Annotated in this window: 27 protein-coding genes; 14 read left to right on the top strand and 13 right to left on the bottom strand. The window is 63.9% G+C overall.

Annotated features, from left to right (window positions below; translation table 11 throughout):
• Positions 1-118: 118 nt before the first annotated feature.
• From EN862_RS02870 to EN862_RS02840, 7 genes are all read right to left on the bottom strand, one after another.
• Positions 119-1,297, bottom strand: coding sequence for a serine hydrolase (locus EN862_RS02870; RefSeq protein ID WP_127864355.1), 1,179 nt, complete (start codon positions 1,295-1,297; stop codon positions 119-121).
• 30 nt (positions 1,298-1,327) lie between these two features.
• Positions 1,328-2,524, bottom strand: coding sequence for a serine hydrolase (locus EN862_RS02865; RefSeq protein WP_127864354.1), 1,197 nt, complete (start codon positions 2,522-2,524; stop codon positions 1,328-1,330).
• 118 nt (positions 2,525-2,642) lie between these two features.
• Positions 2,643-3,671, bottom strand: a complete 1,029-nt coding sequence (locus EN862_RS02860; protein ID WP_189400979.1) for an extracellular solute-binding protein — start codon at positions 3,669-3,671, stop codon at positions 2,643-2,645.
• Between the two features lie 40 nt (positions 3,672-3,711).
• Complete coding sequence (locus EN862_RS02855; protein ID WP_127864353.1) at positions 3,712-4,524, bottom strand: ABC transporter permease; 813 nt, start codon at positions 4,522-4,524, stop codon at positions 3,712-3,714.
• Positions 4,517-5,464: an ABC transporter permease gene (locus EN862_RS02850; protein ID WP_127864352.1), complete on the bottom strand. Its 948-nt coding sequence runs from the start codon at positions 5,462-5,464 to the stop codon at positions 4,517-4,519. Before EN862_RS02850 ends, EN862_RS02855 begins: the two co-directional genes overlap by 8 nt.
• Positions 5,464-6,567: an ABC transporter ATP-binding protein gene (locus EN862_RS02845; RefSeq protein WP_127864351.1), complete on the bottom strand. Its 1,104-nt coding sequence runs from the start codon at positions 6,565-6,567 to the stop codon at positions 5,464-5,466. The genes EN862_RS02850 and EN862_RS02845 overlap by 1 nt, the downstream gene beginning before the upstream one ends.
• A 128-nt stretch (positions 6,568-6,695) precedes the next feature.
• A complete protein-coding gene (locus EN862_RS02840; protein ID WP_127864350.1) occupies positions 6,696-8,357 on the bottom strand; it encodes an amidohydrolase in 1,662 nt (553 codons plus the stop codon).
• Positions 8,358-8,546: 189 nt separating this feature from the next.
• Between EN862_RS02840 and EN862_RS02835 the strand changes: the two genes are divergently transcribed.
• From EN862_RS02835 to EN862_RS02820, 4 genes are all read left to right on the top strand, one after another.
• Positions 8,547-9,263, top strand: a complete 717-nt coding sequence (locus EN862_RS02835; RefSeq protein WP_245519483.1) for a TetR/AcrR family transcriptional regulator — start codon at positions 8,547-8,549, stop codon at positions 9,261-9,263.
• A 39-nt stretch (positions 9,264-9,302) separates the two neighbouring features.
• Positions 9,303-10,334 (top strand): histone deacetylase family protein, encoded by a 1,032-nt coding sequence (locus tag EN862_RS02830; RefSeq protein WP_127864349.1) that lies wholly within the window; start codon positions 9,303-9,305, stop codon positions 10,332-10,334.
• Positions 10,335-10,774: 440 nt separating this feature from the next.
• Positions 10,775-11,485 (top strand): helix-turn-helix transcriptional regulator, encoded by a 711-nt coding sequence (locus EN862_RS02825; RefSeq protein ID WP_042640446.1) that lies wholly within the window; start codon positions 10,775-10,777, stop codon positions 11,483-11,485.
• Positions 11,482-12,252, top strand: coding sequence for a helix-turn-helix transcriptional regulator (locus tag EN862_RS02820; RefSeq protein WP_127864348.1), 771 nt, complete (start codon positions 11,482-11,484; stop codon positions 12,250-12,252). Before EN862_RS02825 ends, EN862_RS02820 begins: the two co-directional genes overlap by 4 nt.
• 58 nt (positions 12,253-12,310) lie before the next feature.
• Here the strand turns inward: EN862_RS02820 and EN862_RS02815 are convergent, their stop codons facing one another.
• Genes EN862_RS02815 through motA form a run of 6 tightly spaced genes read right to left on the bottom strand, consistent with a single transcriptional unit; the run spans position 12,311 to position 17,213 of the window.
• Positions 12,311-12,748: a hypothetical protein gene (locus EN862_RS02815; RefSeq protein WP_127864347.1), complete on the bottom strand. Its 438-nt coding sequence runs from the start codon at positions 12,746-12,748 to the stop codon at positions 12,311-12,313.
• A gap of 17 nt (positions 12,749-12,765) precedes the next feature.
• Positions 12,766-13,848, bottom strand: a complete 1,083-nt coding sequence (gene flhB / locus EN862_RS02810; protein WP_127864346.1) for a flagellar biosynthesis protein FlhB — start codon at positions 13,846-13,848, stop codon at positions 12,766-12,768.
• 24 nt (positions 13,849-13,872) lie between these two features.
• Positions 13,873-14,898, bottom strand: coding sequence for a flagellar motor switch protein FliG (locus EN862_RS02805; RefSeq protein WP_127864345.1), 1,026 nt, complete (start codon positions 14,896-14,898; stop codon positions 13,873-13,875).
• Between the two features lie 43 nt (positions 14,899-14,941).
• Positions 14,942-15,334: a flagellar motor switch protein FliN gene (gene fliN, locus EN862_RS02800; protein ID WP_127864344.1), complete on the bottom strand. Its 393-nt coding sequence runs from the start codon at positions 15,332-15,334 to the stop codon at positions 14,942-14,944.
• Between the two features lie 30 nt (positions 15,335-15,364).
• Positions 15,365-16,303, bottom strand: coding sequence for a FliM/FliN family flagellar motor switch protein (locus tag EN862_RS02795; protein ID WP_127864343.1), 939 nt, complete (start codon positions 16,301-16,303; stop codon positions 15,365-15,367).
• Positions 16,304-16,337: 34 nt separating this feature from the next.
• On the bottom strand, positions 16,338-17,213 hold the full coding sequence (gene motA / locus EN862_RS02790; RefSeq protein ID WP_127864342.1) for a flagellar motor stator protein MotA: 876 nt from the start codon (positions 17,211-17,213) through the stop codon (positions 16,338-16,340).
• Between the two features lie 147 nt (positions 17,214-17,360).
• Here motA and EN862_RS02785 point away from each other — a divergent pair, with 147 nt between their 5' ends.
• The 10 genes from EN862_RS02785 (at position 17,361) to EN862_RS02740 (ending at position 25,173) form a co-directional block, all read left to right on the top strand.
• On the top strand, positions 17,361-18,482 hold the full coding sequence (locus EN862_RS02785) for a DUF1217 domain-containing protein (RefSeq protein ID WP_127864341.1): 1,122 nt from the start codon (positions 17,361-17,363) through the stop codon (positions 18,480-18,482).
• 7 nt (positions 18,483-18,489) lie between these two features.
• Entirely contained in the window at positions 18,490-19,212 is a 723-nt protein-coding gene (gene flgF, locus EN862_RS02780) for a flagellar basal-body rod protein FlgF (protein WP_127864340.1), read from the top strand.
• Between the two features lie 4 nt (positions 19,213-19,216).
• A complete protein-coding gene (fliI, locus tag EN862_RS02775; RefSeq protein ID WP_127864339.1) occupies positions 19,217-20,623 on the top strand; it encodes a flagellar protein export ATPase FliI in 1,407 nt (468 codons plus the stop codon).
• Complete coding sequence (locus EN862_RS02770; RefSeq protein WP_127864338.1) at positions 20,604-21,392, top strand: hypothetical protein; 789 nt, start codon at positions 20,604-20,606, stop codon at positions 21,390-21,392. Before fliI ends, EN862_RS02770 begins: the two co-directional genes overlap by 20 nt.
• Before the next feature lie 87 nt (positions 21,393-21,479).
• Positions 21,480-21,860, top strand: coding sequence for a flagellar basal body rod protein FlgB (gene flgB, locus EN862_RS02765; RefSeq protein ID WP_126059627.1), 381 nt, complete (start codon positions 21,480-21,482; stop codon positions 21,858-21,860).
• A 2-nt stretch (positions 21,861-21,862) separates the two neighbouring features.
• Complete coding sequence (flgC, locus tag EN862_RS02760) at positions 21,863-22,279, top strand: flagellar basal body rod protein FlgC (protein WP_095817159.1); 417 nt, start codon at positions 21,863-21,865, stop codon at positions 22,277-22,279.
• Positions 22,279-22,608: a flagellar hook-basal body complex protein FliE gene (locus tag EN862_RS02755; protein WP_127864337.1), complete on the top strand. Its 330-nt coding sequence runs from the start codon at positions 22,279-22,281 to the stop codon at positions 22,606-22,608. Before flgC ends, EN862_RS02755 begins: the two co-directional genes overlap by 1 nt.
• Before the next feature lie 10 nt (positions 22,609-22,618).
• Complete coding sequence (gene flgG, locus EN862_RS02750) at positions 22,619-23,407, top strand: flagellar basal-body rod protein FlgG (protein ID WP_127864336.1); 789 nt, start codon at positions 22,619-22,621, stop codon at positions 23,405-23,407.
• 6 nt (positions 23,408-23,413) lie between these two features.
• Positions 23,414-23,935: a flagellar basal body P-ring formation chaperone FlgA gene (flgA, locus tag EN862_RS02745; protein ID WP_127864335.1), complete on the top strand. Its 522-nt coding sequence runs from the start codon at positions 23,414-23,416 to the stop codon at positions 23,933-23,935.
• Positions 23,936-24,084: 149 nt separating this feature from the next.
• Complete coding sequence (locus EN862_RS02740) at positions 24,085-25,173, top strand: flagellar basal body P-ring protein FlgI (RefSeq protein ID WP_245519544.1); 1,089 nt, start codon at positions 24,085-24,087, stop codon at positions 25,171-25,173.
• Positions 25,174-25,175: the final 2 nt, after the last annotated feature.

Raw genomic sequence — 25,175 nt, 5'->3', positions numbered from 1 at the left:
ATCCCCGTCGAAAAGAGCGGCGACCATAGGCCGGGAGAGCCGCTACGCCAACCGCGCCGGTTTCAATCGGCGCCAAAGGTCCACAGGAAACAGCCGAACGAGAGAAGCAACGACCGGCTCAAACCATTCCGCTCAAAGCTTCGAAGAAGGCAACAACCTGCTCGTCCAGCCTGTCATCCACCGGTTCCGGCTGCGACGACATCTTGGCGATGACCACTTCCGTCCTCGGATTGACGTAGAGCCACTGGCCGTGAATGCCGATGCCGCAGAAGGCGGCGCTGTCATGGCCGGTCTGGTACCATTTGTTGCGGTAGCGCCCCTTTGGGAACTGGAACGCCATCGTGCCGCGCTGCCAGGCCTCAAAGCTGCCGCCGGTGGCAACCGTGTCGCGCACCCAGGCTTCCGACACGATGCGGCGGCCGTTCGCCATGCCGCCCTGCCGCATCATCTCGCCGATGCGGGCGAGGTCGCGCGGCGTCATCGACATGCCGCCGGCGGTGCGCGCCGTGCCTTCCATGTCGACCGTCACCGACATGTCGCTCGCGGCACCCAGCGGCAGCCACAGTTTTTCGGCGAGCAACTCGGTGACGCGCATACCCGACGCCCGCTCCACCAAGATGCCAAGCATGTCCGAATTAGGCGATCGATAGCGATAAGTCTGCCCGTGCGGCTCAGCGAGACGCTGCAGCGTCAGCAGGAATGCTGCAAGGCTTTCCGACCCGCCGCCCGGATTCCACAAGGTCGAACGGCGATAACGGGCAAACGCGCTTTCCGGATCGAGATAGGCTTCCTCGAAATCGAGGCTGACCGTCATGTCGAGCACGTGGCGCACACTCGCATCGCCATAGGCCGAGCCCTTGGCCTCGGGGATGTAGTGCGTCACCGGCGCGTTGGGATCGAACAGCCCCTCGCCTTCCAATATGCCGGCAAGAATGGCGGTCACCGACTTGCTGATCGAAAAGATGATGTGGCGGGAGCCGAACGGCATATGCGGCGCCGACCAGTCGCCGACAAGCTTGCCGGCCTTCAGGATCGTCAGCCCGTCCGTGTCGGAACGCTTCAAGAAGCTTTCGACGGTTTCGCTGCCGCCGGCGAACGGGATGTTCTCCGAAAGCAGTGCTCCTAGCGATTTCGCCTGCTCCTCGCCGCCGGGCGCCGCCGCGACATGCGCGCTCGGCACCAGCTCGCCGACATTCTGGAACGACCATCGGTTGAACGGCGAAAGCCGCCAGGTCTCAAGCCGCACATCCTTGCGGGCAAAGCCATACTGGGTCTGGAACGCGGTTTTGCCGGTCATGATGTTCTCGCGGTTGCTATCTTGGGGTGCTCAGGCCAATGCGGCGGCGATGGCGTGCACCGCCTTCAGCGTCGCCACCGAATAGGCGGCGTTGAGGAAATCCGGATAGGTCGAAAGCTTCACCACAACCATCCTGTGTTCCCAGCTCATATGGATCAATTGGCCGAACACGCCGCGGCACATCAGCGATCGCGAGCGCGAATCCTCGATCCAGAACTGGTTGCGATAGCTGCCGTCCGGAAGGCTCGGGCTGAAATCCGACCCATGCCTGCCGCTGCGCGTCGCCTCGATCCAGTCGGCCGGGATCACCCCGCCGCCATTGTCGAGGATCAATTGCCCGAAACGGCCATAATCGCGCAGCGTCGCGTTGAAGCCGCCATCAGCCAGCGCATAGCCGGCGCTGTCGACGGTGAAGCAGGCGCTCTCATCGGCGCCGAGCTTTTGCCAGAGCTCTTCCGAGACGAGCTGCGCCAGGCGCTTGCCGCTCACGCGTTCCATGATGAAGGCGAGCACGTCGGTCTCGATCGAGCGGTATTCGAAAGCCTCGCCATGCGGGCGCACCCTGTCCTTCAGCCGCAGGATCAGCTCGAACATGTGCGAGGGCCACGCAAAGTCCGGATCGCTACCCGGCGGGATTGGCTTCCAGCCGGTTGCAACATCGACCTGGCCGATCTCGGAATAGCGGTCGGTGTATTCCTCGGAAAAGCGCACGCCCGTCGTCATGTCGAGTACGTGCTGCACGGTGGCGCCGGCCCAGCCGGTCTCGCCGAGTTCCGGAAGATAGTCGGTGACGAGCTTCGCCGGATCGATCAGGCCGCGCCCGACGAGGATGCCGCACACCGACCCGGTGACCGACTTCGCCATCGACTGCGACAGATGCAGCGTGCGCTCGTTCATGCCGTTGAAATAGCGCTCATAGGCGACTTTGCCGTCCTTCAGCACCAGGAAGCCGTCGGCATAGGTTTCGTCGAGCAGGCCGGCGAGCGTCGTTGGAGCACCCTTGCTGTCCACCACCGGCAATTCGTCGAGATCGACCTCCGCCCGCTCCAGGCGATGGCGATGGCCGCTGCCGCGCCACACCTCGACCGTCGGCAGGAATTCGCGGATATGGTGGAAGGCCCACCGGTTCCAGGGTGGCCTGTCCCAATCGAGCTTCGGCGGCACCAGCTTGGGCGGCGAGCCCTGCATGATCGGCGGCCGCGGATCGGAGTTGCGATAAGACGACAAGGCTTCCTCCCTCGTGCAGGGTCGCCCAAAGCGCGCGGTGCCCTCGAGAACGACATGCACGGAATAGTCGCAAGAAAGGGAGGCCGGAGCCTCCCCCCTTTCATGCCTACCTGTGAAATTACTTGCGCAGGTTGGTCCAGATCTTGTTGTAGATCTCCACCACTTCGGGCGGGCACGGCGGCACGAATTCCGGCGTCGGCGCGCCTGCCGGCGGATTGAGTTCCGGCGAGTTGGCGAAGTCCGGCGTCAGGAATTTGTGGCTGCCGGCAATGCCGTTGTCGTAGCCCGCGAAGTCCGAGATCAGCGCCGCGTTCTCAGGCGCCATGACGAAGTCCTGGAACAGCTTGGCATTCTCCAGGTTCTTGGCGCCCTTCAGCACCGCGACATTGTCCATCCAGCCTTCAATGCCTTCCTTCGGATAGGCATATTTGATTGCCGGGATCTTCTGGCGCGAACGATAGGCCGCGCCATTCCATTGCTCGGTGACGATCACGTCGCCCGAGGTGATCTTGGTGATGGTGTCGTAGCTGAACGTCTTCCACGACGGCTTGGCAGCCACCAGGATGTCGTTGACCTTCTTCAGATTGGCCTTGTCGGCGCCGCAGCGCGGCACGCCGGCATAACGCTCCGCTGCATGCATGACGGTGTTCACGTCGTCGAGCACGTTGATCTGGCCCTTGAGCTCATCCGGCGGGCTAAACAGGATCGCCAGCGTGTCGATATCGCCCTTGAACTTGTCGGTATTGACCGAGAACGTTGTCGTGCCGAACTGCCACGGCGCGGTGTAGTGGCGCCCCTTGTCCCAGTAGATGTCGACGAAGCGCGGATCGATGTTCTTGCCGTTCGGCATCGCGTTGGGCTCGGTCTTTTCGAGCAGGCCCTCTTCGACCATGATCTTCACGGTGTAGTCGGACGGCACCACGATGTCGTAGCCGGAATTACCCGCGCGCACCTTGGACAGCATGGTTTCGTTGGAATCGTAATCGTCCAGCGTAACCTTGATGTTGTACTGCTTCTCGAACTTCTCGATCAGCTTGGGGTTGGTGTAGTCGCCCCAATTGTAGATGTGCAGTTCGCCGTCGGCCAGCGCCGGCACTGCCCATAAAAGCACGGCCGCGGAAACGGCCGCCATCAGTTTTGCAGACATTTTATGTTCTCCTTGCCTTCCCATTGTTGTGTGTTGGAGCTCATTTGGCGCGTCGGCGCGCAATCAGGAACGAGACCGAGACGAACAGGATCGACACCATGAGCAGAATGGTGGAGATGGCGTTGATCTCGGGCGTCATCGGCCGCCGGATCTGGTTCCAGATATAGAGGGGCAGCGTCGTCTGGCCGGGACCGGCGACGAGCTGTGTGATGGTGAAATCGTCGAAGGACACGATGAAGGCGAGTGCTGCGCCCGACATGATGCCGGGAACCAACAGCGGCAGCGTGATGCGTCTGAAGGCGTTCCACGGCGTGGCGTAAAGATCGGCCGCCGCATATTCCAGCGTCAGGTCCATGTCCTCCAGCCGCGCCCGAATCGGCATATAGGCGAAGGGAATGCAGAAAACGGTATGGGCGAGGATCAGATTGCCGATGCCGAAGTTCAGCCCGAACGCACCGGCTATCAACGCGAAGAAGGAGAGCGTCGCCACCGCCGTGATGATCTCGGGCACCATCAGCGGCAGGTTGATGACCATGAAGGCCGCCGCCAGCCCGCGCCACGGCTTCACCCGGGTCATTCCGATCGCCGCCAGCGTTGCGCAGATCGTCGAGACGATCGTCGCGGTCACCGAGATGATCAGCGTGTTCCTCGCCGCGGCATGGAATTCCTCGTTGAGGAACGCGGTGCCGTACCAGCCGAGCGTGACGCCTTCCCAATGCGTGACCAGCGAGCCGCTGTTGAGCGAGAAGATCATCAGGATCAGCACCGGCACATAGAGCACCAGCAGGCAGATGACGGCGATCGTGCGGAAGCCCGGCTGGTCCTTGATATCCATGACGCGGGGCTCAGCCATGCTGCACCTTGCCCGACGTGTTGCGGACATAGAAGTAGAGCGCGACCAGCACGGCGGCCATGAGGATCAGCGCCTGCGCGCAGCCGAGCGGCCAGTTGCGCCCCGATCCGAATTGCTGCGCGATCAGGTCGCCGATCATCAGGTGGATGCCGCCGCCGAGGATGAGTGGCGTCACATAGGCGCCGAGCGCCGGGATGAAGACGAGCAGGCATCCGGCGATGATGCCGGGCTTGGACAGCGGAATGATCACCCGCCACAGCACTTGCCGGCGCGTCGCATAGAGGTCATAGGCTGCTTCGATCAACCGGAAATCGAGTTTCTCCAGGCTCGAATAGAGCGGCAGCACCATGAACGGCAGGAAGGCGTAGAGCAGGCCGAGCTGGATGGCGAAGTTGGTGTAGAGCATGGTGATCGGCTTATCGATCACGCCGAGCCCGATCAGCGCGTTGTTGATCAGGCCCTCGTCACGGATGATGAACATGATCGCCAGCGTGCGGACCAGAAGGTTCGACCAGAACGGGATAGTGATCAGAAGCACCCACCAGTTGCGCTGCGCCGGCGGCCGCGTCGCCATGAAATAGGCGGTCGGAAAACCGAGCAGCAGGCAGATCACCGTTGTCACCACCGCGAACAGGAACGAGCGCAGGTAGATGATCAGGAAGTCCGGCGTGAACTGCAGCGTGTCGTCGAAAATGTCGCGCTGGAACAGGAAGTTCAGATAGGCGTCGGTCGAGAACTGCCACTGCACGCCGCCATAGGGCGCGGCGACGAGGAACGAATAGACGCAGATGATGATCAGCGGCAGCACGCCGAATATGCCGATGATGATCAGCGCCGGCAGCGACAGGAGCCGGTTCCGTCGTGCGCTGGTCTTCACGGCCTGGGCTTCGAACAGCGCGGCCTTGGAGATCATGGTCGGGGAGAGCGCGGCTGTCGTCATCAGTCTTTCAGGACGCGGGCGGCGTCCTCCTCGAACTGGATGCCGACCTTGGCGCCCGTGGCAAAGGTCACCGGCGACGAGCGGCTGTTCTGATGGCGCACGATGAAGTTCTCGCCGCCGCCATCCAACTTCACATGATAGTGGGTGTCGGTGCCGAAATAGACGATGTTGGCGAGCGTGCCGGCGATCGTTCCCTTGGCCGGATCGGGCACCAGGTCGGCATGCTCGGGACGCACCACCAGCGTCACCTCGCCGGTCGGATCGAAGCCTTCCGGATAACCGGCGCTGATCGTCGCGTCGCCGGCGAATTTGACCGTCGCCACGCCGGCCTGCTTCGACACCACCGTGCCCGGCAGAAAGTTCGTCTCGCCGATGAAGTCGGCGACGAAGCGTTCGGCCGGCCGGTCATAGATGTCGCGCGGCGTGCCGACCTGCAGGATCTTGCCGGCCGACATCACCGCGATGCGGTCGGACATGGTCAGCGCTTCTTCCTGGTCGTGGGTGACGAAGATGAAGGTGATGCCGGTCTCGTGCTGCAGCCGCTTCAACTCGATCTGCATTTCCTTGCGCAGCTTGTAGTCGAGCGCCGACAGCGGCTCGTCGAGCAGAAGCACCTTCGGCTGCGGCGCCAGCGCGCGGGCCAGTGCCACGCGCTGCTGCTGGCCGCCGGAAATCTGGCTGGTGCGGCGCGCCTTCAACGCCTCCATCTTGACCAGCTTCAGCATCTGGGCGACGCGGGCCTCGATCTCGGCTTTCGGCTTGCCGAGCATTTCCAGGCCGAAGCCGATATTCTGCGCCACGGTCATATGCGGGAACAGCGCATAGCTCTGGAAGACGGTGTTGACCGGGCGTTTGAAGGGTGGCAGCGGCGCGATGTCCTGGCGGTGTAGCAGGATCTCGCCGGCGGTCGGGAAATCGAAGCCGGCGATCAATCTCAGCAGCGTCGTCTTTCCGCATCCAGACGGGCCGAGCAGTGTGAAAAATTCGTTCTCGCGGATCGACACCGACACCGTGTCGAGGGCGGCTACCTGGTTTTCGCCGGTTCCGAAGACCTTGCGAACACCGCGAACTTCGATCGCGTTCTTACCCGGTTGTTCCGGCACGATTACCCCATTGAGAGAGCCTGCTCTTTCCGGCAGGTGTGTTCCTGTTTGATTGTCACCATAAGCCGGGCGGCTTGGCAACTGCGGAGCTGCTACCTGATTTTCAAACGCAATTCCCATGCCACACCTCAGGCCTGGTAGGTGATCTTGCCGCCACAAATGGTGGCGACCGGGCGCACCGTGTGCAGCGCTTCCGGCGCCGTCGCCTCGATATCGGCCGACAAGACGACGATATCGCCGAGGTAGCCGGTTTTCAGCCGACCTTTGCGATCTTCCATGAACTCCGCATAGGCGCCCTCGACCGTGTAGCCCTCTATTGCTTCATGCAGGGAGAAGCTCTGGTCCGGCATCCCTTCTGCCCAAGGTTTGCGCATGACCGCCGCCTGGATGGACAGGATCGGATCGATCGGCGAGACCGGCCAGTCGGACGCGAACACCACGCGCGCGCCGGCATTTTTCAGCGTGCGCCAGGCATAGCTTAGCGGCCACTTGTCACGGCCGATGCGCGAGATTGTCGGCTCCATCGGGAAATTCAGCGCGCCCGGCGGATGCGCCGGCTGCATCGAAGCCAGAACGCCAAGTTCGGCGAAGCGCGGCACGTCGGGGGCCGTGATCACCTCGATATGCTCGATGCGGTGGCGGCTGTCGCGCCTGCCGTTCCTCTTCGCCGCCGCCTGATAGCCATCGAGCACCGCGCGCACGGCGCCATCGCCGATCGAATGCACGGCGATCTGCAGGCCGCGCCTGTCGGCCTCGACCGCGACCTCGGCGAAATGCTCAGGCGAAAACAGCGGCTCGCCGCGCCAGCCGGGACGGTCGGCATAGTCGTCGACCATCACCGCCGTCCAGGAGTCCAGCACGCCGTCATAGAAGACCTTGACCATACCCGACGACAGCCATTCGGACTTGTAGGTCGCGGCCATGCTCGAGGCTTTTTCCAGCATGTCCAGCTTCATGAAGTTCTTGAAGTGGAACGGGATTTTGGTACGGCAAAGCAACCTTCCCTCGTTCTCCAGACCGGCCAGCAGCTCAAGCTGGTAGAGGTTGCCGTCCATGTTCTGGATCGAGGTGATGCCGTACTTGGCGCACCATTCAAGGCCACGATGCATCAGGTCGCGATCGGCCGCCAGCTCCTCCGCGGAAGGATAAGGATCCGGTTCGGCGCCTTCGAGGCCAAGCCGTGTCCGGTTCGCTCCGTAGTGATCGAGGACCGGCCCGAAGGCCTCGCCCTCGCGCAGCTCGCCGGCGGCAAGTCCGTCGGCGCCCATGACGACCTCGTTGCCTTGCCCGACTTGCCTGCCATTGAGCAGGCCGGCCTCTTCCAGCGCCTTGGTGTTCGCCCACATCGTGTGATGGTCGGACGCCGACATGACGAAAGGCCGGTCGGGAATGATGCGGTCGAGATCGTGGCGCGTCACCGGCTCCGGTAGGATGGCGTAGTCGACGCCGGCGCCTATAAGCAGCCTGGCGTCCGGACGCTTCGCGGCGAAATCCTGGATCGCGTCGCGCAGCGCGTCGAAGCCATGCACGCCCGCCAGATGCAGGTTGTCGAGCTCGGCCGCGCCGCCGAAGAGGTGCATATGCGCCTCGATGAAACCCGGCAGCACCGAGCCGCCCTGGGCGTCGACAACCTTTGTCGCCGGTCCTTTGAGTTCTTCGATGGAAGCCCGGTTGCCGATGGCGATGATGACGCCGTCCTTGACGGCAACAGCCTCAGCGGCGGGATTGTCGTCGTCCATGGTCAGCACACGGCCGTTGACGACAATCAGATCCGCACCACCAACCGACATCGCGACTCCACATTTTGCTGAGGGACCGACAACGCCATGCCCGACGAGCAGCCGCTCCACTCGGTGCGACGCCATGGACGAAAGTCGATGCCGATGCGCCGTCTCCGAAATTCCCCTTGTTATCGTTGAAGACAGCGTGGATAAAGAATGCGACTGTTTATTCGCGTTTGTCAACAGCCGGAATTTGGCATGTATAGTGGACTGCACCGCGCGCCGATGGTGAGGCCGAGCGGGGAACGGGGGCAACGGGCAGTGAAGCGCAGTCTCGACCGCAAGACCAAAATAGCGCTCGAACCGCGCAAGCAGCCGCGGCAGCAACGGTCGAGCAAGGTGGTCGACAGGATTCTCGACGCAGCGCTGATCCTGACCCGCGAGCAAGGAACCAAGACCCCGACGACGCTCGCCATCGCGCAGCGCGCGGGCCTGTCAGTCGGTTCGGTCTACCAATATTTCCCCAACAAGGAAGCCATCCTTCTCGAACTCGGCAGGCGCTGGCTGTCGTCCTTTCCCGAGGTGATCGCCAAGCGCATCAAAGTCGCCCCACCCACCAACCGCGAAGAGTTTCGCCGCGAAGTGCGCAAGCTCTTTATCGACACGTCGCGGATCTATCTCGAAAACGCGACCCTGATGCCGGTGATCGAGGCCATTTCCGGCAACGCCGACCTGAGGCCGATCCAGGACGGATACGACAAGGACATCATCGCCCTCTACGCAGCCTGGCTGCAGCATGTGAACCCGGCGCTTGAGGAAAAGACCGCCAAGCGGCTGGGCCTGGTGATGATGGAGGTCGGGCACGCCTGCAGGCTTGTTGGACTGAAGCGGGATCGCAAGACATTCGACCTCATCGAGGACGATGTGGAAGCCATGTGGCTGGCTCTCGTGACCCCCTATCTCAACCTCGATTGACTTCGCACCTCCAACCGATTCGCACTCCAGGGGAATTCCATGAAGACTGTCTTTTCGCCACTTCACGCCGGTCATTCAGGCCAGATGGAACTGGTCACATCGGCCATCGTGCCCGGCTTCGAGAAACCGTCGCGGGCCGAATTCATCAAGGCACGGGTGGAGAGCGAGAAGCTCGGGCCCATCATTGCGCCGGTCGAGCACGACCTCGGCGCCGCCAAGCGCGTGCATGACGCCCGCTACATCGATTTCCTGCCGACGGTCTGGCCGGAATGGGTCGCCGCCGGTTTCACAGGCTCGGCCATGGGCTTCACCTGGCCGACGCGCGGCCTGCGCGGCGACGTGCCGCCGAAGCGCATCGATGCCTTGCTCGGCTATTACTCTTTCGATGCCGGCGCCACCTTCGTCGAGGGCACCTGGGCGGCGATCAAGTCCTCCTATGACGTCGCCCTGACCGCCGCCGCCCTCGTCAAGGGCGGCGAGCGCACCGCCTTCGCGCTTTGCCGGCCGCCAGGCCATCATGCGGGTGCCGCCTTCATGGGCGGCTATTGCTTCATCAACAACGCCGCCGTTGCCGCGCAATGGTTCCGCGACCAGGGCGCCAGGCGCGTGTCGATCCTCGATGTCGACTACCATCACGGCAACGGCACGCAGGAGATCTTCTATCGCCGCGGCGACATCCAGGTCCTCAACCTGCATGGCGACCCGATGGTCGAGTATCCCTTCTTCCTCGGCCACGCTGACGAGCGCGGCGAAGGCGAAGGCGAGGGTTTCAACGTCAACTATCCAATGCCCTTCGGCACCAACTGGGACGGCTGGAGCGCATCGCTGGAGGATGCCTGCGCCAGGCTCGCGGCCTACGCGCCCGACATCGTCATCGTGTCGCTCGGCGTCGACACCTTCGAGAAGGACCCGATCAGCCAGTTCAAGCTGAAGAGCGAGGATTACCCCAAGATCGGCCGTCGCGTCGCCAAGCTCGGTCTACCGACGCTCTTCGTCATGGAAGGCGGCTATGCCGTGGAAGAGATCGGCATCAACGCCGTCGGTGTGTTGACCGGATTCGAGGATCGCTAAAGCGCAATTCGACCGAAAGGCAGACGCCCCCGAATGCAACCGGGGGCGTCTTTTTTTGCGACCCGGCCGGGAAATCATCGGCTCAATTCGACTTTGAGATCATCGCCAAGCAACGCGAAGATCGGCCGCTGAGTCGCAACGCGAGTCCATCGGATTCGATTTTGTCAAATCGCGTTTGATGTCGGATTCATCTGCGGGTAGATTAGACCCGAATCAGCCGGTCCATGGGGGGCGCGGCGACCACCCAAAGTCTCAAGTTCCGGCGCCAGGCCGGCACCAGACGCGGACGGTTTCGCGTTCCCTAGAGGGATTCGGCGCGGTTGGGCGCCGTTCGCGCCCGTGAGTGTGTCTTCGTAAACGTGACGCGTTTCGGGGTCCGGCCGCTGGCTTCGCCAGCACCGGGCACAAGGATCGATTCCGGCAAGAATCCAAGAATTAAAATGAGCAGTCCCGCCGCGCTTCTCCAACCCGATGCTTCAGGCCCGCACCTGACGTCCCGCGGCGATCTCACCGGTTTTTTCATGCAGCTAGCGGCCGACATCGGCGCCGACAGCTACATGCTGGTCGCCATTGTGCATGACCAGGACCGCAACGACGCGCGCATCGTCTCCTCGAACTGGATCTTCGACGCCATAGAGCTGATCGGCAAAAGGTTGATCGCCAATCTGGCGCTCGGCCCTCTCACCGTGGCGCCCGGAGTGCGCCCCAAGCCGTTGGTTGCGGCGCACGCGCCCGACGCCGGCGCATTGCTGACCGGCGAAGAGGCCCGCCTGCTCGACGTGCTCGGCCATGCCGAAATCTACTCGTTGCGGCTCAATGTCGGCCGGCAGCGCCTGTTCGTGCTGTTCTCGGCCGCCGAGGCAGGCAAGATCGACCTGACCGCCTTGATGAAGGCACAGCTCAAATGCTGCTATGCGCTTTCCAGCATTCCGCAGCTTATCGCGGCGGCATCCATGCAGGACCCGCTGTCGGACCGCGAACGCGAATGCCTGTTCTGGGTCTCGGAAGGCAAGACCACCGACGAGGTGGCCCTCATCCTCGGCGTCTCGTCCAACACCGTCAACAGCTACATCACGCACGCCATCCAGAAATTCGCGGCCTCGAACCGCGCGATGGCGATCGCGACGGCGATCAGGAGCGGCATCATTTGAAGCACGCACAGGTCAAAGAGGCGGCCGCCGCCCTTTTCAACGATCAGCGCAACCCCTTCGGCGCCTTCTCGCTGGGCTCGGAGACGCATCATGCGGCCACCATTCCGGATGCCGTGCGCCGTTGCCGCTGGATCGCGGTCGACATCAATGCCTCGGCCTTCGGGCTCTATTTCGTCAGCCCGTCGGCGGAACGCGCTCGCCTCGTCGCGTGCTTCGATTCCGACTATCCGAGCACCGCGGTCGCAACCAAATTCATCTCCGGCGCCAATGGCGAGGATGTGGTGCGCCACAGCCGCATCTCGACCGCGCCGCGCTGGTGGGCCGACGACGGCATCGCCGGATCGCGCCAGGTCTTCCAGTCGCTCGCTTGGGCCGAGCCGACCGCGCCGCTGGCGCCCGGCACAAACGGCATCGCCCTTCCCGTGCATGCCGACCGCGGTCAATGCGGCCTGGTCGTCTTCCTGGGCTCCGAGATGGCATTGTCCGACGACACGTTGTGCGAAATCCACGCGCGCTCCTTCGCGCTGTTCGCGGCGGTCGCCCGCATCCGCCCCAGCGACAGCGGCCGGATGCGCTCGATCTCCAAGCGCGAGCTCGAATGCCTGAAGCTGACCGCCAACGGCAACACCAGCGAAGAGATCGCCAAGCTTCTCAAGCTCTCTGTGCACACTGCCAACCAGTATCTCACCCAGTCGACGCAGAAGCTCAACGCGGTCAACCGCAACCAGGCGGTCGCCAAGGCGTTGCGGCTCGGCCTGATCGAGTGATGTCACGCATGCAGCGCTAAAGGTGACGCGGCGAGCTCGGCTCGCCACAATCAAATCATCAGGGAAATGCCAGCGGCTCGGTCCTGCGGATGCGGGCCTCCTCTACGGCGTCCTCGAGCAAGGCTGTGTTGTGCTCGGGCGTCTCGCCGGGCTTTTCGAACGACACGTAGTTGACCACCACGGAAGGCCCGCACTCGGTCAGCGTCAATTGGAAATAGACCGTCACGCCGCGCGGCCGCAGCTCGAGATCGAGCACGATACGCGGACTGCCGCTCCAGTCGACATGCGCCTCGCCGCCATGGCCGAGCCGCAGCGTGCCCGGCCGGAAGTAAAGCTCGGCGGCCGAGTCCACCAGGTCCGACAGGCAGGCGAAATGCTCGAGCCGGATGAAGGCGATATAGTCGGCAACGTCGATGAGCCTCAACTCGCCCACAACAGGCTCGATGGCGCTGGCGACGATCAGCTCGCGGGAATTGGCGTGTGGTTGCCGGTCCATGGATTAGCGGCGTCCGTTCATTGGGTTGCCTTGCGGGCGGACTTCTTCGAGTAGACGATCCGCACCAATTCGGCGACCGCCTGGTAGAATTGCGACGGGATCACGCTATCAACCGAAACTTGCTTGTACATGGAGCGCGCGAGCGCCACGTCCTCGAAGATCGGGATGTTGTTCTCCCTGGCTATCTCGCGGATCTTGAGCGCCACCAGATCCTGCCCCTTGGCGAGCACGATGGGAGCGGAATCCTCCCCGCGCACATATTTCAGCGCGATCGAAAAGTGCGTCGGGTTGGCGATCACCAGCGTCGCGCGCGGCACCGCCGTCATCATGCGTTTGCGCGCCCGGTCGCGCGCCAGCGAGCGCAGCCGCGACTTGACGATCGGATCGCCTTCCGACTGCTTCAGCTCGTCCTTGACTTCCTGCTTGGTCATGCGCAGGTCGCGCCGCCAGTGGAAACGCGACCAGACGATGTCGACCACCGCGATCAGGCCCATGACAAACACGATCGCCACCAAAATGTCGACGAAGATACCGCGGATAACCATGCCGAAGGACATCGGGTTGGTGATCATGCCGGCAAGCAGCTTGCGATGATCTTGCGAAAGCGTGAAGCTCAGCACCGCGATGGCGAAGCCAAGCTTGGCAAGCGACTTCAGGAACTCGACCCAGCCCTGCACGCCGAACATCCGGCTCCAGCCCTTGGCGATCGAGATGCGCGACAGCTGCGGCCTGATCCGCTCGCCAACGATCTGCGGCAGGTTCTGGAACACCGAGGCGCCGATGCCGGCAACCGTCAGGAGCACCAGCAGGCTGACCACGGCGCGGCCGATCTCGGTCATCACCTGCCGGTAGAGCGAGATGACGTCGGTCTCGGTGTCCATCGGCCAGGCTTCCGGTTTTTCCAGGAATGTCGACAGAAACATGCCGAGATCGACGATCGCGTCCTTGGCGTAGAAGACCGCGAAAACCAGGATGGCGAGGAAGGATGCAAAGATCGCGGTCTCACGCGAATGGGGCAGCTTGCCCTGTTCGATCGTGTCGCGGATCTTCTTTTCTGTGGCTTCCTCGGTTTTGGAGTCCTTGTCGACCGCTTCAGCCATGGCGTCCTGACCGGGTTACTATCGTCAGGCGGCTTCGGCGGCGGTGGCGGTCTGCATCGAGGGCAGCTCGAAAGCACCTTCGCGCGACAGCCGGATCGCGGCGCTTGATATGCTCTTGCGTGCCGCCATGATGTCGGCAAGCGCAATGCCTTCCGATCCCTGTCCAAGTTCGGATTCGATCATGCGGCGCGAGCGCGCGCCGATCGCCGACAGTGCCGATTCGGCCAGTTCCGGCGACGCGCCGCGAAGCGCCAGCGTGACGAGTTCGGTCGACAGCCCATCGAACAGGAGGACACGGGCCTTCTGCGGCAGCAGCGGCAGATCGTCGAACGCGAACAGCCGCGACTTGACGCCGGCGAGATCGGGCGTGCCGGCTTCCTCCAGGTCCTGCATCAGGTCGTCCAGTTCCGGCTTCGCCATCTCGTTGAGCATGCTGGCGACGCGTTCCTGCCCGGCCGTGGTGTCTCTGCTGGCCTTTTGCGACAGCACGCTCACGCGCAGCTGGTTCTCGACGATTCGGGAGGCCGAATCCGGGATGTTGGCCATCGTCACCATGCGCTTGATGATCTGGCTGCGCATCGGCTTTTCCATGGTGAGCAGAATATTGGCGGCAGCCTGCGGCGCCAGCTTCGAAAGCACCATCGCGGACGTCTGCGGATGCTCGCCGGAAAGGAAGGCGCCCAGCCGTGCCGGTTCGAGCTTTTCGAGGTCCGGCCAGATCGGCGCGGGCCCTTCCGCGACCGGCTCGAACTTCCTCTCGCCCATGATGGCGCTCATCTCTTCGGGCGACAGCGATTCGTTGAGGATCGTATCCATCCGGTCGGCCGAATCGAGCAAGCCCGCGCCCTCGGTGAACTCGGCCTCGAACTCGGCGACGATGCGCTCCAGATCGGCCTGCGGGATGGTGCGTAAGAGACGCGCGCCCTCGATCAGTGCCTTCAGCTCATCCTGCTTGAAGAATTTGAGCAGCCGGCTGGCCGCGGGCTTGCCCATGGCCACCAGTATGGCCGCCGCCTTTTGCGGACGTGTGAGCGCCAATGCCGTCGTCATGCGTGTTGCCCTCGCTGCCGATTGGTCCGCCCGCCGACCATGCTCACGCCCTCTTCGTCGCGGCGATGATCTCGGTGAGCCTGATGCCGAAGCGTGTCGGATCGCTCTCCAGCACCGTGATCTCGCCGCGCGCAATCTTGCGGCCGTTGACGACCACGTCGACCGGCTCGCCGATACGGCGGTTGAGCGCGACCGTGGAGCCTTTCTGCAGCGCCATCAGCTCCGAGACCGGCATCTCGGTGCTGCCGAGGATGATCTGCACGTCGACCGGAATGGTCATGATGATCGACGAATTGGCCCCCGACCGAAGCGCGGCATCTGGACGGCCCTCCTCTTCACGGAGCACGCCACGCAGTTCTTCGATAGCGCGATCCAGCTGCTCGTTGGGTTGGCCGGTTTCCGTTTCGGCCTCGGCTTCCACATTTGTCGCTGCCATACTTCGTCTCCATAAATCCCGGGCCTGGCGTCAGCCCGGCATCAGTCCGTCGATGAAATCCTGCCCGGCATCATGCGGATGGCTGATGCGGACGGTGTAGTTCTGTCCGAGCTTGCCGAACTCGCAGACAAACAATGTCTTGTCGCGGGCGCTGAGCCTGGCGTTGAGCTGCGCTTTCTCCTCGAACTCGATCACTTGGCCGGGCGCAAACGCGGCAAGGTCGCCGAGCGTCAGCCTGGCGAGCGGCATGGTCGCCTCGAGCCGGACGGTCGAGCGCATCACCTCTTCGGAGAAGCGGGCCCGCCAGTCGAATTCCGTGGCCTCGCCATCCTTGCCCGCGGCGGCTGCGCCGTCGCGCGAGATAAGCAGCAGGCGCTGCGGGATCATCACCGTGAGCGTGCCGCTGTCGCACGGCGTGGAAAGGCCAAAGACGATGCGCACGGCAGCGCCGTCGCGCAGCACGCGCCGCCTCGCCTCGTTGCCGGCCATGGCCCTCGGCACCGGCAGGCGCAGGTCGAGCGAGCGTTTGCCGGATCCGTTGAGCGCCGTCGCGACCTCCTGGAACACGGTCGTCGCGACATCGGCTTCGATCTGCGACAGGTCGCGCTCGATCGGCGCGACCGGCTGGTCGGGATCGCCGCCAAACAGCGCGCTCACCATGACGGCGACCGCCTGCGCATCCATCACCAGCGTCATGGCATCAGCCGAGGAAGGCGAGGAAACGACGGTCAGCGCGAAGGCATCGCCGGCGCGCGAACGCGCTTCGGGAACGCGGCCGACCTCTACCGCCTGCAGGTCGACGGTCACAGGCGCGCCGAGCTCGCCGGTAAGCGCCTTTTGCAGCACCGGCAGCGCCCGCTCGGCCATGCCGCGGCCGGCGCCGATCACCTGCGCCGCCTCGCCGCTGTCGCCGACGAGCCGCTCGATGATCAAGGCCCGCGTTTCTGACGGACTGGCCGGACTGGTCATGGCGGCAGGCGGCCCTGTCTCGGATGCTGCATGCTCAGGCCGCCTTCTTCTCGGCGGAGCCGGCGTTCATGGTGCTCTGCTCGACGGCATCGATCGTCGGACGCTCATAGGAGGAGATCGTCTTGCGGCCGAATTCGATCGCCACCTGCGGCAGGGCGCCGTTCATATACGCAAGCAGCGTCTGCTTGACGATGATGTAGAGGCGGTTCTTTTTTTCGCGCACCGTCTTGATCTTGGTGGCGACCGGACCGACCACCGCATAGGACAGGAAGATGCCGAGGAAAGTTCCGACGAGTGCGGCGCCGATCAGGCCGCCGAGGATTTCCGGCGACTGGTCCAGCGCGCCCATCGCCTTCACCACGCCGAGCACGGCGGCCACGATGCCCAGCGCCGGCAGGCCGTCGCCGACCGCCACCATCGCGTGGTAAGCCTTCAGCTTGTCGCTGCGGATCGTCTGGATCTCTTCATCCATCAGCGCCTCGATCTCGTGCGAGCGGGCATTGCCGATGATGATGATGCGGCAATAGTCGCAGATGAAATGCGTCAGGTCGTGGTTCTTCAGCACGGTCGGGAAGGCCTGGAAGATCGCCGACTCTTCCGGATTGTCGATATGCGCCTCGACCTCGCTGCGCGACTTCGAGCGCAATTCGCGCATCAGGCTGTGCAGGACGCCGAGCGTCTCGAGATAATCTCGCTCCTTCGGCACCGCCTGCTTGAAGGCTTCGAGAATGCCCTTGCCGGTGTCCTTGACCGTCTTCATCGGATTGGCGACGAGGAAGGTGCCGAGCGCCGCGCCGCAGATGACCACCGCTTCCCAGGGCTGCAGCAGCACGTGCAGATGGCCGCCCATGGCCATGAAGCCGCCGAGAACGCAGCCGAGCGTCACCACAAGTCCAATCAGAATGCCCACGACAGGTCCTTCCGCATGTCACGTCGTGGATCAGGGATAGTCCCCGTGCCTTGTGTGAGGCTTGAATCGAGGGCAGCGGACGCGATTCAGCTTCGCGCAAGGAAGTGAAGTTATTGTCCGGGGATAGCTTCGGCCGGAGGCGTGTCCTTGCTCAATACCTACACCAGCTATCAGTTGATTGCCAAAGACATCAGCAAGTCGATCGACCGGATTGAAAAACAGCCGATGGTCGATCGCGATACCCAATATTATCTGGCCAACATCACCAAGGTGAAATCGATCGACGATTTCGTCAACAATGACCGCCTGTTCAAATATGCCATGAAGGCCTACGGGCTGGAGAACATGGACTATGCCAAAGCCTTCATGGTCAAGGCACTGAAGGAAGGCGTTTCCGACCCCGACAGTTTCGCCAACAAGCTGACCGACAAGCGCTACGCCCAGTTCGTCAAGGCTTTCAATTTCGCGGCGGATGGCGCCAATGCGACCGTCTACAACCCAGCGCAGCAGCTGGTGACGAAGAACTACGCCATCCAGGCCGAGATCGCCGGCCTCGACCCGAATTCGGACTATGTGAAGGGCGAGACGACCTACTATCTCGCCAACATCACCAAGGTGAAATCGGTCGACGATCTGATGTCGAACAACCGGCTCTACACCTACGCGCTTGCCGCGTACGGCCTGGATTCGGCGACAGAGGACAAGGACCTGATCAAGTCGGTCCTGCAAGGCGGCGTGCGCGATCCCGAAAGTGTCGCCAACAAGCAGACAAACAAGGCCTATGCCGGGCTCGCCTCGGCCTTCAACTTCGAGCAATACGGCGAAAACGCCACCACCTATGTTCAGGCCCAGCAGCCGACCGTCGACATGTACATGCGCCAGACACTCGAGGAAGACGCCGGCAAGACGAATGAAGGCGTGCGGCTGGCGCTCTATTTCCAGCGCAAGGCCCCCGACATCACCAGCTGGTACGACGTGCTGGCCGACACCGCTTTGGCCAGCGTGGTGCGCACCGCGCTCGGCCTGCCCGATTCCTTTGCCACGGCCGACATCGACAAGCAGGCGCAGCTGTTCGAGCAGAAGCTCGACATCAAGGACTTCACCGACCCCGACAAGCTCGGCAAGTTCCTGACCCGCTTCACCAGCATGTACGAGATCGCTCACCCGACCTCGACGGCAGTGACGTCGGTCAGCGTGCTTTTCGCGCAGCCGACCACAGTCGGCATCTCCACCGATCTGATGATGGCCATGCAGCAATTGAAGTTCTGAGACGATCATGCAGGACAGTCTTTACGTCGCCCTTTCCTCTCAGATAGCGCTCGAGCGCCGTCTCGACACCATCGCTGACAACGTCGCCAATGCCTCGACTATCGGCTTTCGCGCCACCGGCGTGAAGTTCGAGGACGTCGTCTCCGGCACGGGGCCGAGGTCGGTTTCCTTTGCCTCCTCCGGCAATACCTATCTTTCCGGCGCGCATGGCGCGCTGACCGAAACCGGCAACCCGTTCGACTTCGCCGTCCAGGGCGATGCCTGGTTCGCCATCGACACGCCCGCCGGCACCGTGATGACGCGCGACGGCCGTTTCTCCATGAACGAGAACGGCGAACTGATGTCGATCGAAGGCTATCCGGTGCTGGACAGCGGCGGCGCTCCGATCCAGCTCGATCCGCGCAACGGCCCGCCCAAGGCAGGCGCCGACGGCTCGCTCAGGCAGAATGACCAGTTGGTCGGCGCCATCGGCCTCTACAATTTCGATCCCGGAGAGAATTTCGTCCGCTATGGCAATTCAGGCATCGTTCCGGCGCGCACGCCCGAACCCGTCACCGATCGCTCCGACATCGGCATCGCGCAAGGATTTCTGGAAGAGTCGAACGTCAACCCGGTGCTGGAGATGACCCGGCTGATCCAGGTGCAGCGTGCTTTCGAGAACACGGCGGCGCTGATGCGGCAGACCGATTCCTCGACCGAGGACGCGATCAAGACGCTCGGCTCGAAGTAGCGGCATGACGACCGGCCCGTCCCTGTTGCGCGCTTCCGAGAGCACTGCCGATTCCGGAAGGACGGACCGGCTGGCCGCGCTCGAACGCGTCTGGCGGCGGTTCGACGTTCCGCAGGCGCTGCTTGCGCGCGGCGGCCGTGTCGCCGAGATATCGCCCACGCATTACAAGGTCCGCGGCCTGTCCGGGATCGCCAGGCTGGGCGACATCGTGGAGCAGCGCGGCAAGGCCGGCGCGCGACGCGGCGAGATCGTCAAGATCGGCAGCGACGAGGTCGTGATCGCGCCTTTCGAGCGCAGCGCCGATGCCGGTATCGGCGACGTCGTCTTTCGCCGCGGCCCGCTCGCGGTCACGCCGCATGTCTCCTGGCGCGGGCGCGCCATCGATGCCTTGACCCGTCCCATTGACGGCGGTCCTCCGCTGATCCGGCCGAATGCCACCGATGTCACGCATGGCGCGACACCGGGCGCCTTGTCGCGCCAGCGCGTCGGCACCGGCTTCCTTACCGGCGTGCGGGTGATCGACATCTTCACCCCGCTCTGCTTCGGCCAGCGGCTCGGCATCTTCGCCGGTTCCGGCGTCGGCAAGTCGACGCTGCTTGCCATGCTCGCCGGCGCCGAAGCCTTCGATACGGTGGTCGTGGCTTTGATCGGCGAGCGCGGCCGCGAGGTGCGTGAGTTCCTCGAGGATACGATCGGCGCCGAGAGCATGGCCAAGACCGTCGCCGTCGTCGCCACCAGCGACGAAAGCGCCATGATGCGGCGCCGCGCGCCCGACACCGCCATGTGCGTGGCCGAGCATTTCCGCGACCAGGGCCATCGCGTGCTCCTGGTGCTGGATTCCATTACCCGCTTCGCGCATGCGCTGCGCGAGGTTGCGACAGGAACCGGCGAGCCGCCGGTCGCGCGCGGCTATCCGGCCTCGGTCTTCACCGACCTGCCGAAGCTGCTCGAACGCGCCGGCCCTGGCGCCGAGGGAAAAGGCTCGATCACCGCCATCATTTCCGTGCTGGTCGACGGCGACGACCACAACGATCCGGTCGCCGATTCGGTGCGCGGCATCCTCGACGGCCATGTCGTGCTCGACCGCGCCCTGGCCGAGCAGGGCCGCTATCCGCCGGTCAATCCGCTGTCGTCCATCTCGCGCCTTGCCGACAAGGCCTGGAGCCCGGAACAGCGTGTGCTGGTGACAAGGCTGAAATCGATGATCGCGCGCTTCGAGGACACGCGGGACATCCGTCTTTTGGGCGCTTACCAAAGCGGCGCCGATGCCGAGCTCGACAACGCGGTGCGCCAGGTGCCGCTGATCTACGATGCGCTCACGCAATCGCCGAGGGACCGCGCGTCGGTCGATCCGTTTGCCGACCTCGCCCGCCATCTCAAGGGGAAGCTGAATGGCGATCAAGGAGACTGAGCTCCAATATACCGAGCGCATGCTGCGCGACATGCTCGCCGAGGCCGAGGCGGCGGAGCGGGCCGAGGCCGACAAAGCGAGGATTGCCAAGGATCAAGCCGCGCGCGCCAGGACGGAGAAGGCGGCGGCACTGCTGACCAGAGCTGACAGGCCGCATCCTTCGAGGGTGCCCATCGCCAAGGGAGCCGATGCGGCACAGGCCAGCCGCGATTCATTGATCGACGGGCTTTTCCCGCGCGCCGAATGGCCGGAGCCGCCGAAAGCTCAGTTCCCGCGCCTTGCCGACAGGAGCGCCGACCGACGAAGCGATTTCGTCATCGCCGCGCTGGGCATCACGCTCGGCCTGATCTGCGCGTTGTTTCCCTGGTACATCTTCTTCAATCAGGAGCAGTTCGGCGTCCAGGCCATCAAGTTCGGCGGCAGCGGCAGCAATTCCGGACGCGAGGGCGGCGGCGTTGTGGCTCAACGCAGCGGACCGCTGACGGCCAAGGACGTTCCCAATCCCGATATCGACCTCTTTGCCACCGGAACGGTTGAGGATGACCCCGCCCCGCCGCCCGCCGACCAGCCTTTCCCGGCCGCCGCTTCCGAATTCAAGATGGTGCATGTCGCCAACGGCCGCGCCATGATCGAGGATGACACGGGTCTGTGGGTCGTTCAGCGCGGCTCCATCCTACCGGATTCGAGCCGTGTCGCCTCGATCGAGCAGCGCGGCGGCAAGTGGGTGATCGTCACCAGCACGGACAAGGTGATCCCGCTCTCGAAGTAACGGAGCCGGGCCGTACAGCCCGCCCCCGCGCAAGGTCCGCGCAAGACTGGCCGCCTAGTCTTGTGCGTGCTTGTCCGGGAGATTCCCATGGAACCCGTAAATCTTTTCGATCTTGCCACGCGGCAGTCGCAATGGCTGGCCGTGCGTCAGTCGGCGATTGCTTCCAACATCGCCAATGCCAACACGCCGGGCTATACGGCCAATGATGTCGAGCCGTTCGAAAAGGTCCTCGACCGCACCGCGGTGACGCTGGCTGCCACGCAGACGGGCCATCTTGGTGCCGAAACCACCAATGCCGGTTTCAACGTCAAGCCGGAGGACCCTGACGGCGCGATCATGCCGTCGAAGAACACCGTCGTTCTCGAGCAGGAGTTGATGAAGGCCGGCGAGGTCCGCCGCTCCTTCGAGCTCAACACGGCGATCGTCAAGGCCTTCCATTCGATGATGACGATGGTGGTGAAGAGCTGACCATGGACGCCCTCACCGCAGCCCTCAAAGTCGCGGCATCCGGTCTCGGCGCCCAGTCGGAGCGCCTGCGCGTGGTGTCGGAAAACCTCGCCAACGCCCAGTCGACGGGCAGCACGCCCGGCGCCGATCCTTATCGCCGCAAGACGATCACCTTCCAGTCCGAGGTCGACCGCGCGACCGGCGGTTCGCTGGTGGAAGTCAGCGCCATCAATCGCGATCCTTCGGACTTTCCGATCGAATTCCAGCCCGGCAACGAAGCCGCCGACGCCAAAGGGTACGTCAAGATGCCCAACGTCAACACATTGGTCGAAATGGCCGACATGAGCGAGGCGAACCGCTCCTATGAAGCCAACCTGCAGGTCATCAAGCAGGCTCGCGATCTGATTTCCATGACCATCGACCTGATGAGGAACCAGTAATGATCGGCGGTATCGGGGCAATACAGTTCAAGACGGCGGTTGACGGAGCGGAGTCGGCGTCACCAAACCTTTTGCAGGGCGGCGTCGGAACGCAGGCCAGCGAAAGCGTGGGCAGCAGCTTCGCCGACGTCCTCAGCCAGGCCGCGACGAAGACCGTCAACACGCTGCAGGGTGCCGAGCAGATGTCGATACAGGCGCTCAAGGGCGACGCCGACACCCGTCAGGTTGTCGATGCGGTGCTGAGCGCCCAGCAGGCGCTGCAGACGACCATCGCCATCCGCGACAAGGTCGTCTCGGCTTACCTCGAAATCAGTCGCATGAGTATCTAGGAACCGCGTCATGAAAGCACTCGCCATCGCCGCGACCGGCATGAACGCCCAGCAGACCAACCTGGAAGTCATCGCCAACAACATCGCCAACATCAACACCACCGGCTACAAGCGGGCGCGGGCGGAATTCTCCGACCTGCTCTACCAGGTCGACCGCACGCAAGGCGTGCCCAACCGCTCCAATACCTCGCTGGTGCCGGAAGGCGTTTCGATCGGCCTTGGCGTCAAGACGACGGCGGTGCGCAACGTCCACACCCAGGGCGAACTGGCCAGCACCGGCAACAGCTTCGACCTGGCGTTGACCGGCAGGGGCTGGTTCCAGATCCAGGGCGCCGACGGCGGCACGCTCTACTCGCGCGCCGGCGCCTTCAACACCAATGCCACCGGGCAGTTGGTGACCGTCGACGGCGCCGAGGTCATTCCGGCTATCACCGTGCCGACCGATGCCATCGAGGTTATCGTCAACAAGACCGGCCAGGTCTTTGCCCGTTTGGACGGCCAGACCAACCTCCAGCTTCTCGGACAGCTCCAGATCGCCAATTTCGCCAACGAGGCGGGCCTGGCCCCGCTGGGCGACAACCTCTTCCAGGAAACGGCCGCCTCAGGCCCGGCCAATGTCGGCGTTCCAGGGGATCCCGGCTTCGCCACGATCCAGCAGGGTTACCTGGAATCCTCCAACGTCGATCCGGTCAAGGAAATCACCGAGTTGATCTCAGCGCAGCGCGCCTATGAAATGAACTCCAAGGTCATCCAGGCCGCCGACGACATGGCCTCGGTTGTCTCCAAGAACATCAGGTAACGGGTGATGGCCGGGCCGATCTCCTTCGCACTCCGACGGGCCGTGCTGGCCACCGCCCTGTTGGCCGCCGGCACGCCGGCTATCGCGCAGGACGCCACCGGCCAGTCGGCGAACCAGATAGCGGCCGGCCAGCCCGCCGGCGAAGCCGTGCTGATCCCCAACCGGGTCATCTATCCCGGCGAGACCATCGAGGCCGCCTCGCTCAAGCAGGTCACGCTCATCCCCGGCAAGCACAAGCCTGACGGCATGGCGACGCGCTCCGAGGAACTCCAGGGCAAGGTCGCCAAACGCACGCTTCTGCCCGGCCGCTATATCCCGGTCACCGCTATCCGCGAGGCCTGGCTGGTCGAGCAGGGCGCTTCCGTGCAGGTCTATTTCACCGCTGGCGCGCTCACCATTTCGGCCGCCGGCATCACGCTCGAACCGGGTGCTGCCGGCGACCAGATCAAGATCCGCAACACCGACAGCGGCAAGATCATCTCCGGCACGGTAATGACCGACGGCACCATCAAGGTCGGCGCTTCGTGATGCGCGCCTTCGTCGTTCTGATGAGCATGGCCATCGGCCTCCAGCCGGTGCTGGCGGACGGGCTGACGCCGAAGGCCAAGCGCGAGCTGGCGCAGAAAAATGGCGGCGTCTACGACGATCCGGAATATGATCCGGCCACGACCCAGCGCATGTTCCGCGTTTCCACCGGGCCAAGCACGCTGCCGCCCGGCCAGGTCGCCGCGCGCATCAAGGACATCGCCCAGCTGCAAAGCGCGCGCGACAACCAGCTCGTCGGCTACGGCCTGGTCATCGGCCTCGCGGGCACCGGCGACAGCCTGCGCAATTCGCCCTTCACCGAACAGTCGATCCGCGCCATGCTGGAGAATCTCGGCATCGCCACCGAAGGCGGCAGCGCGCGTGCCAAGAACGTGGCCGCCGTCATCGTCACCGCCAACATGCCGCCCTTCGTCCAGTCGGGCGCCCGCATCGACATCGACGTCTCCTCGATGGGCGACGCCACCTCGCTCGCCGGCGGCACGCTGGTGATGACGCCGCTGAAGGCCGCCGATGGCGAGATCTACGCCGTCGGGCAAGGCTCGGTGATCGTCGGCGGCTTCACCGCCCAGGGCCAGGCGGAGCAGTTGACGCAAGGCGTGCCGACCGCCGGCCGCGTGCCGAACGGTGCCATCGTCGAGCGCGCCGTCCCGGCCGAGTTCGACGATCAGGGCGTGTTGACGCTGCAATTGCGCAATCCCGACTTCTCGACCGCCATCCGCATCGCCGATGCCGTCAACGACTACACCTCGCAGCGCTTCGGCATGCGGGTCGCCGCCGAGCGCGATGCCCGAACCGTGCAGATCAGGCGACCGAAGAACGTCTCCGCAGCTCGCTTCTATGCCGAGATCGAGAACCTCGTCGTCGAGTCGGATGCCCCTGCCCGCGTCGTCATAGACGAGCGCACCGGAACCATCGTCATCGGCAGCAATGTCAGGATCTCGCGCGTGGCGATCAGCCATGGCACACTCACCGTGCGCATCACCGAGGCGCCGCGGGTCGTCCAGCCTGAACCCTTCTCCAGGGGCGAGACCGCGGTGGAACCGTCCACGGCCATTGATGCGAGCCGGCCCAACGCACGCGTCGCCGTGCTCGACGGCCCCGATCTCGAAACGCTTGTCTCCGGCCTCAACCGCCTCGGCGTGAAGCCCGACGGCATCATCGCCATCCTGCAAGGCATCAAGTCGGCCGGCGCCCTGCAGGCCGACCTGGTTCTCCAATAGGC

This window comes from Mesorhizobium sp. M2E.F.Ca.ET.219.01.1.1 (assembly GCF_004016445.2).
GTDB lineage: Bacteria > Pseudomonadota > Alphaproteobacteria > Rhizobiales > Rhizobiaceae > Mesorhizobium.
This window is presented reverse-complemented; position numbering and strand designations above follow the sequence as displayed.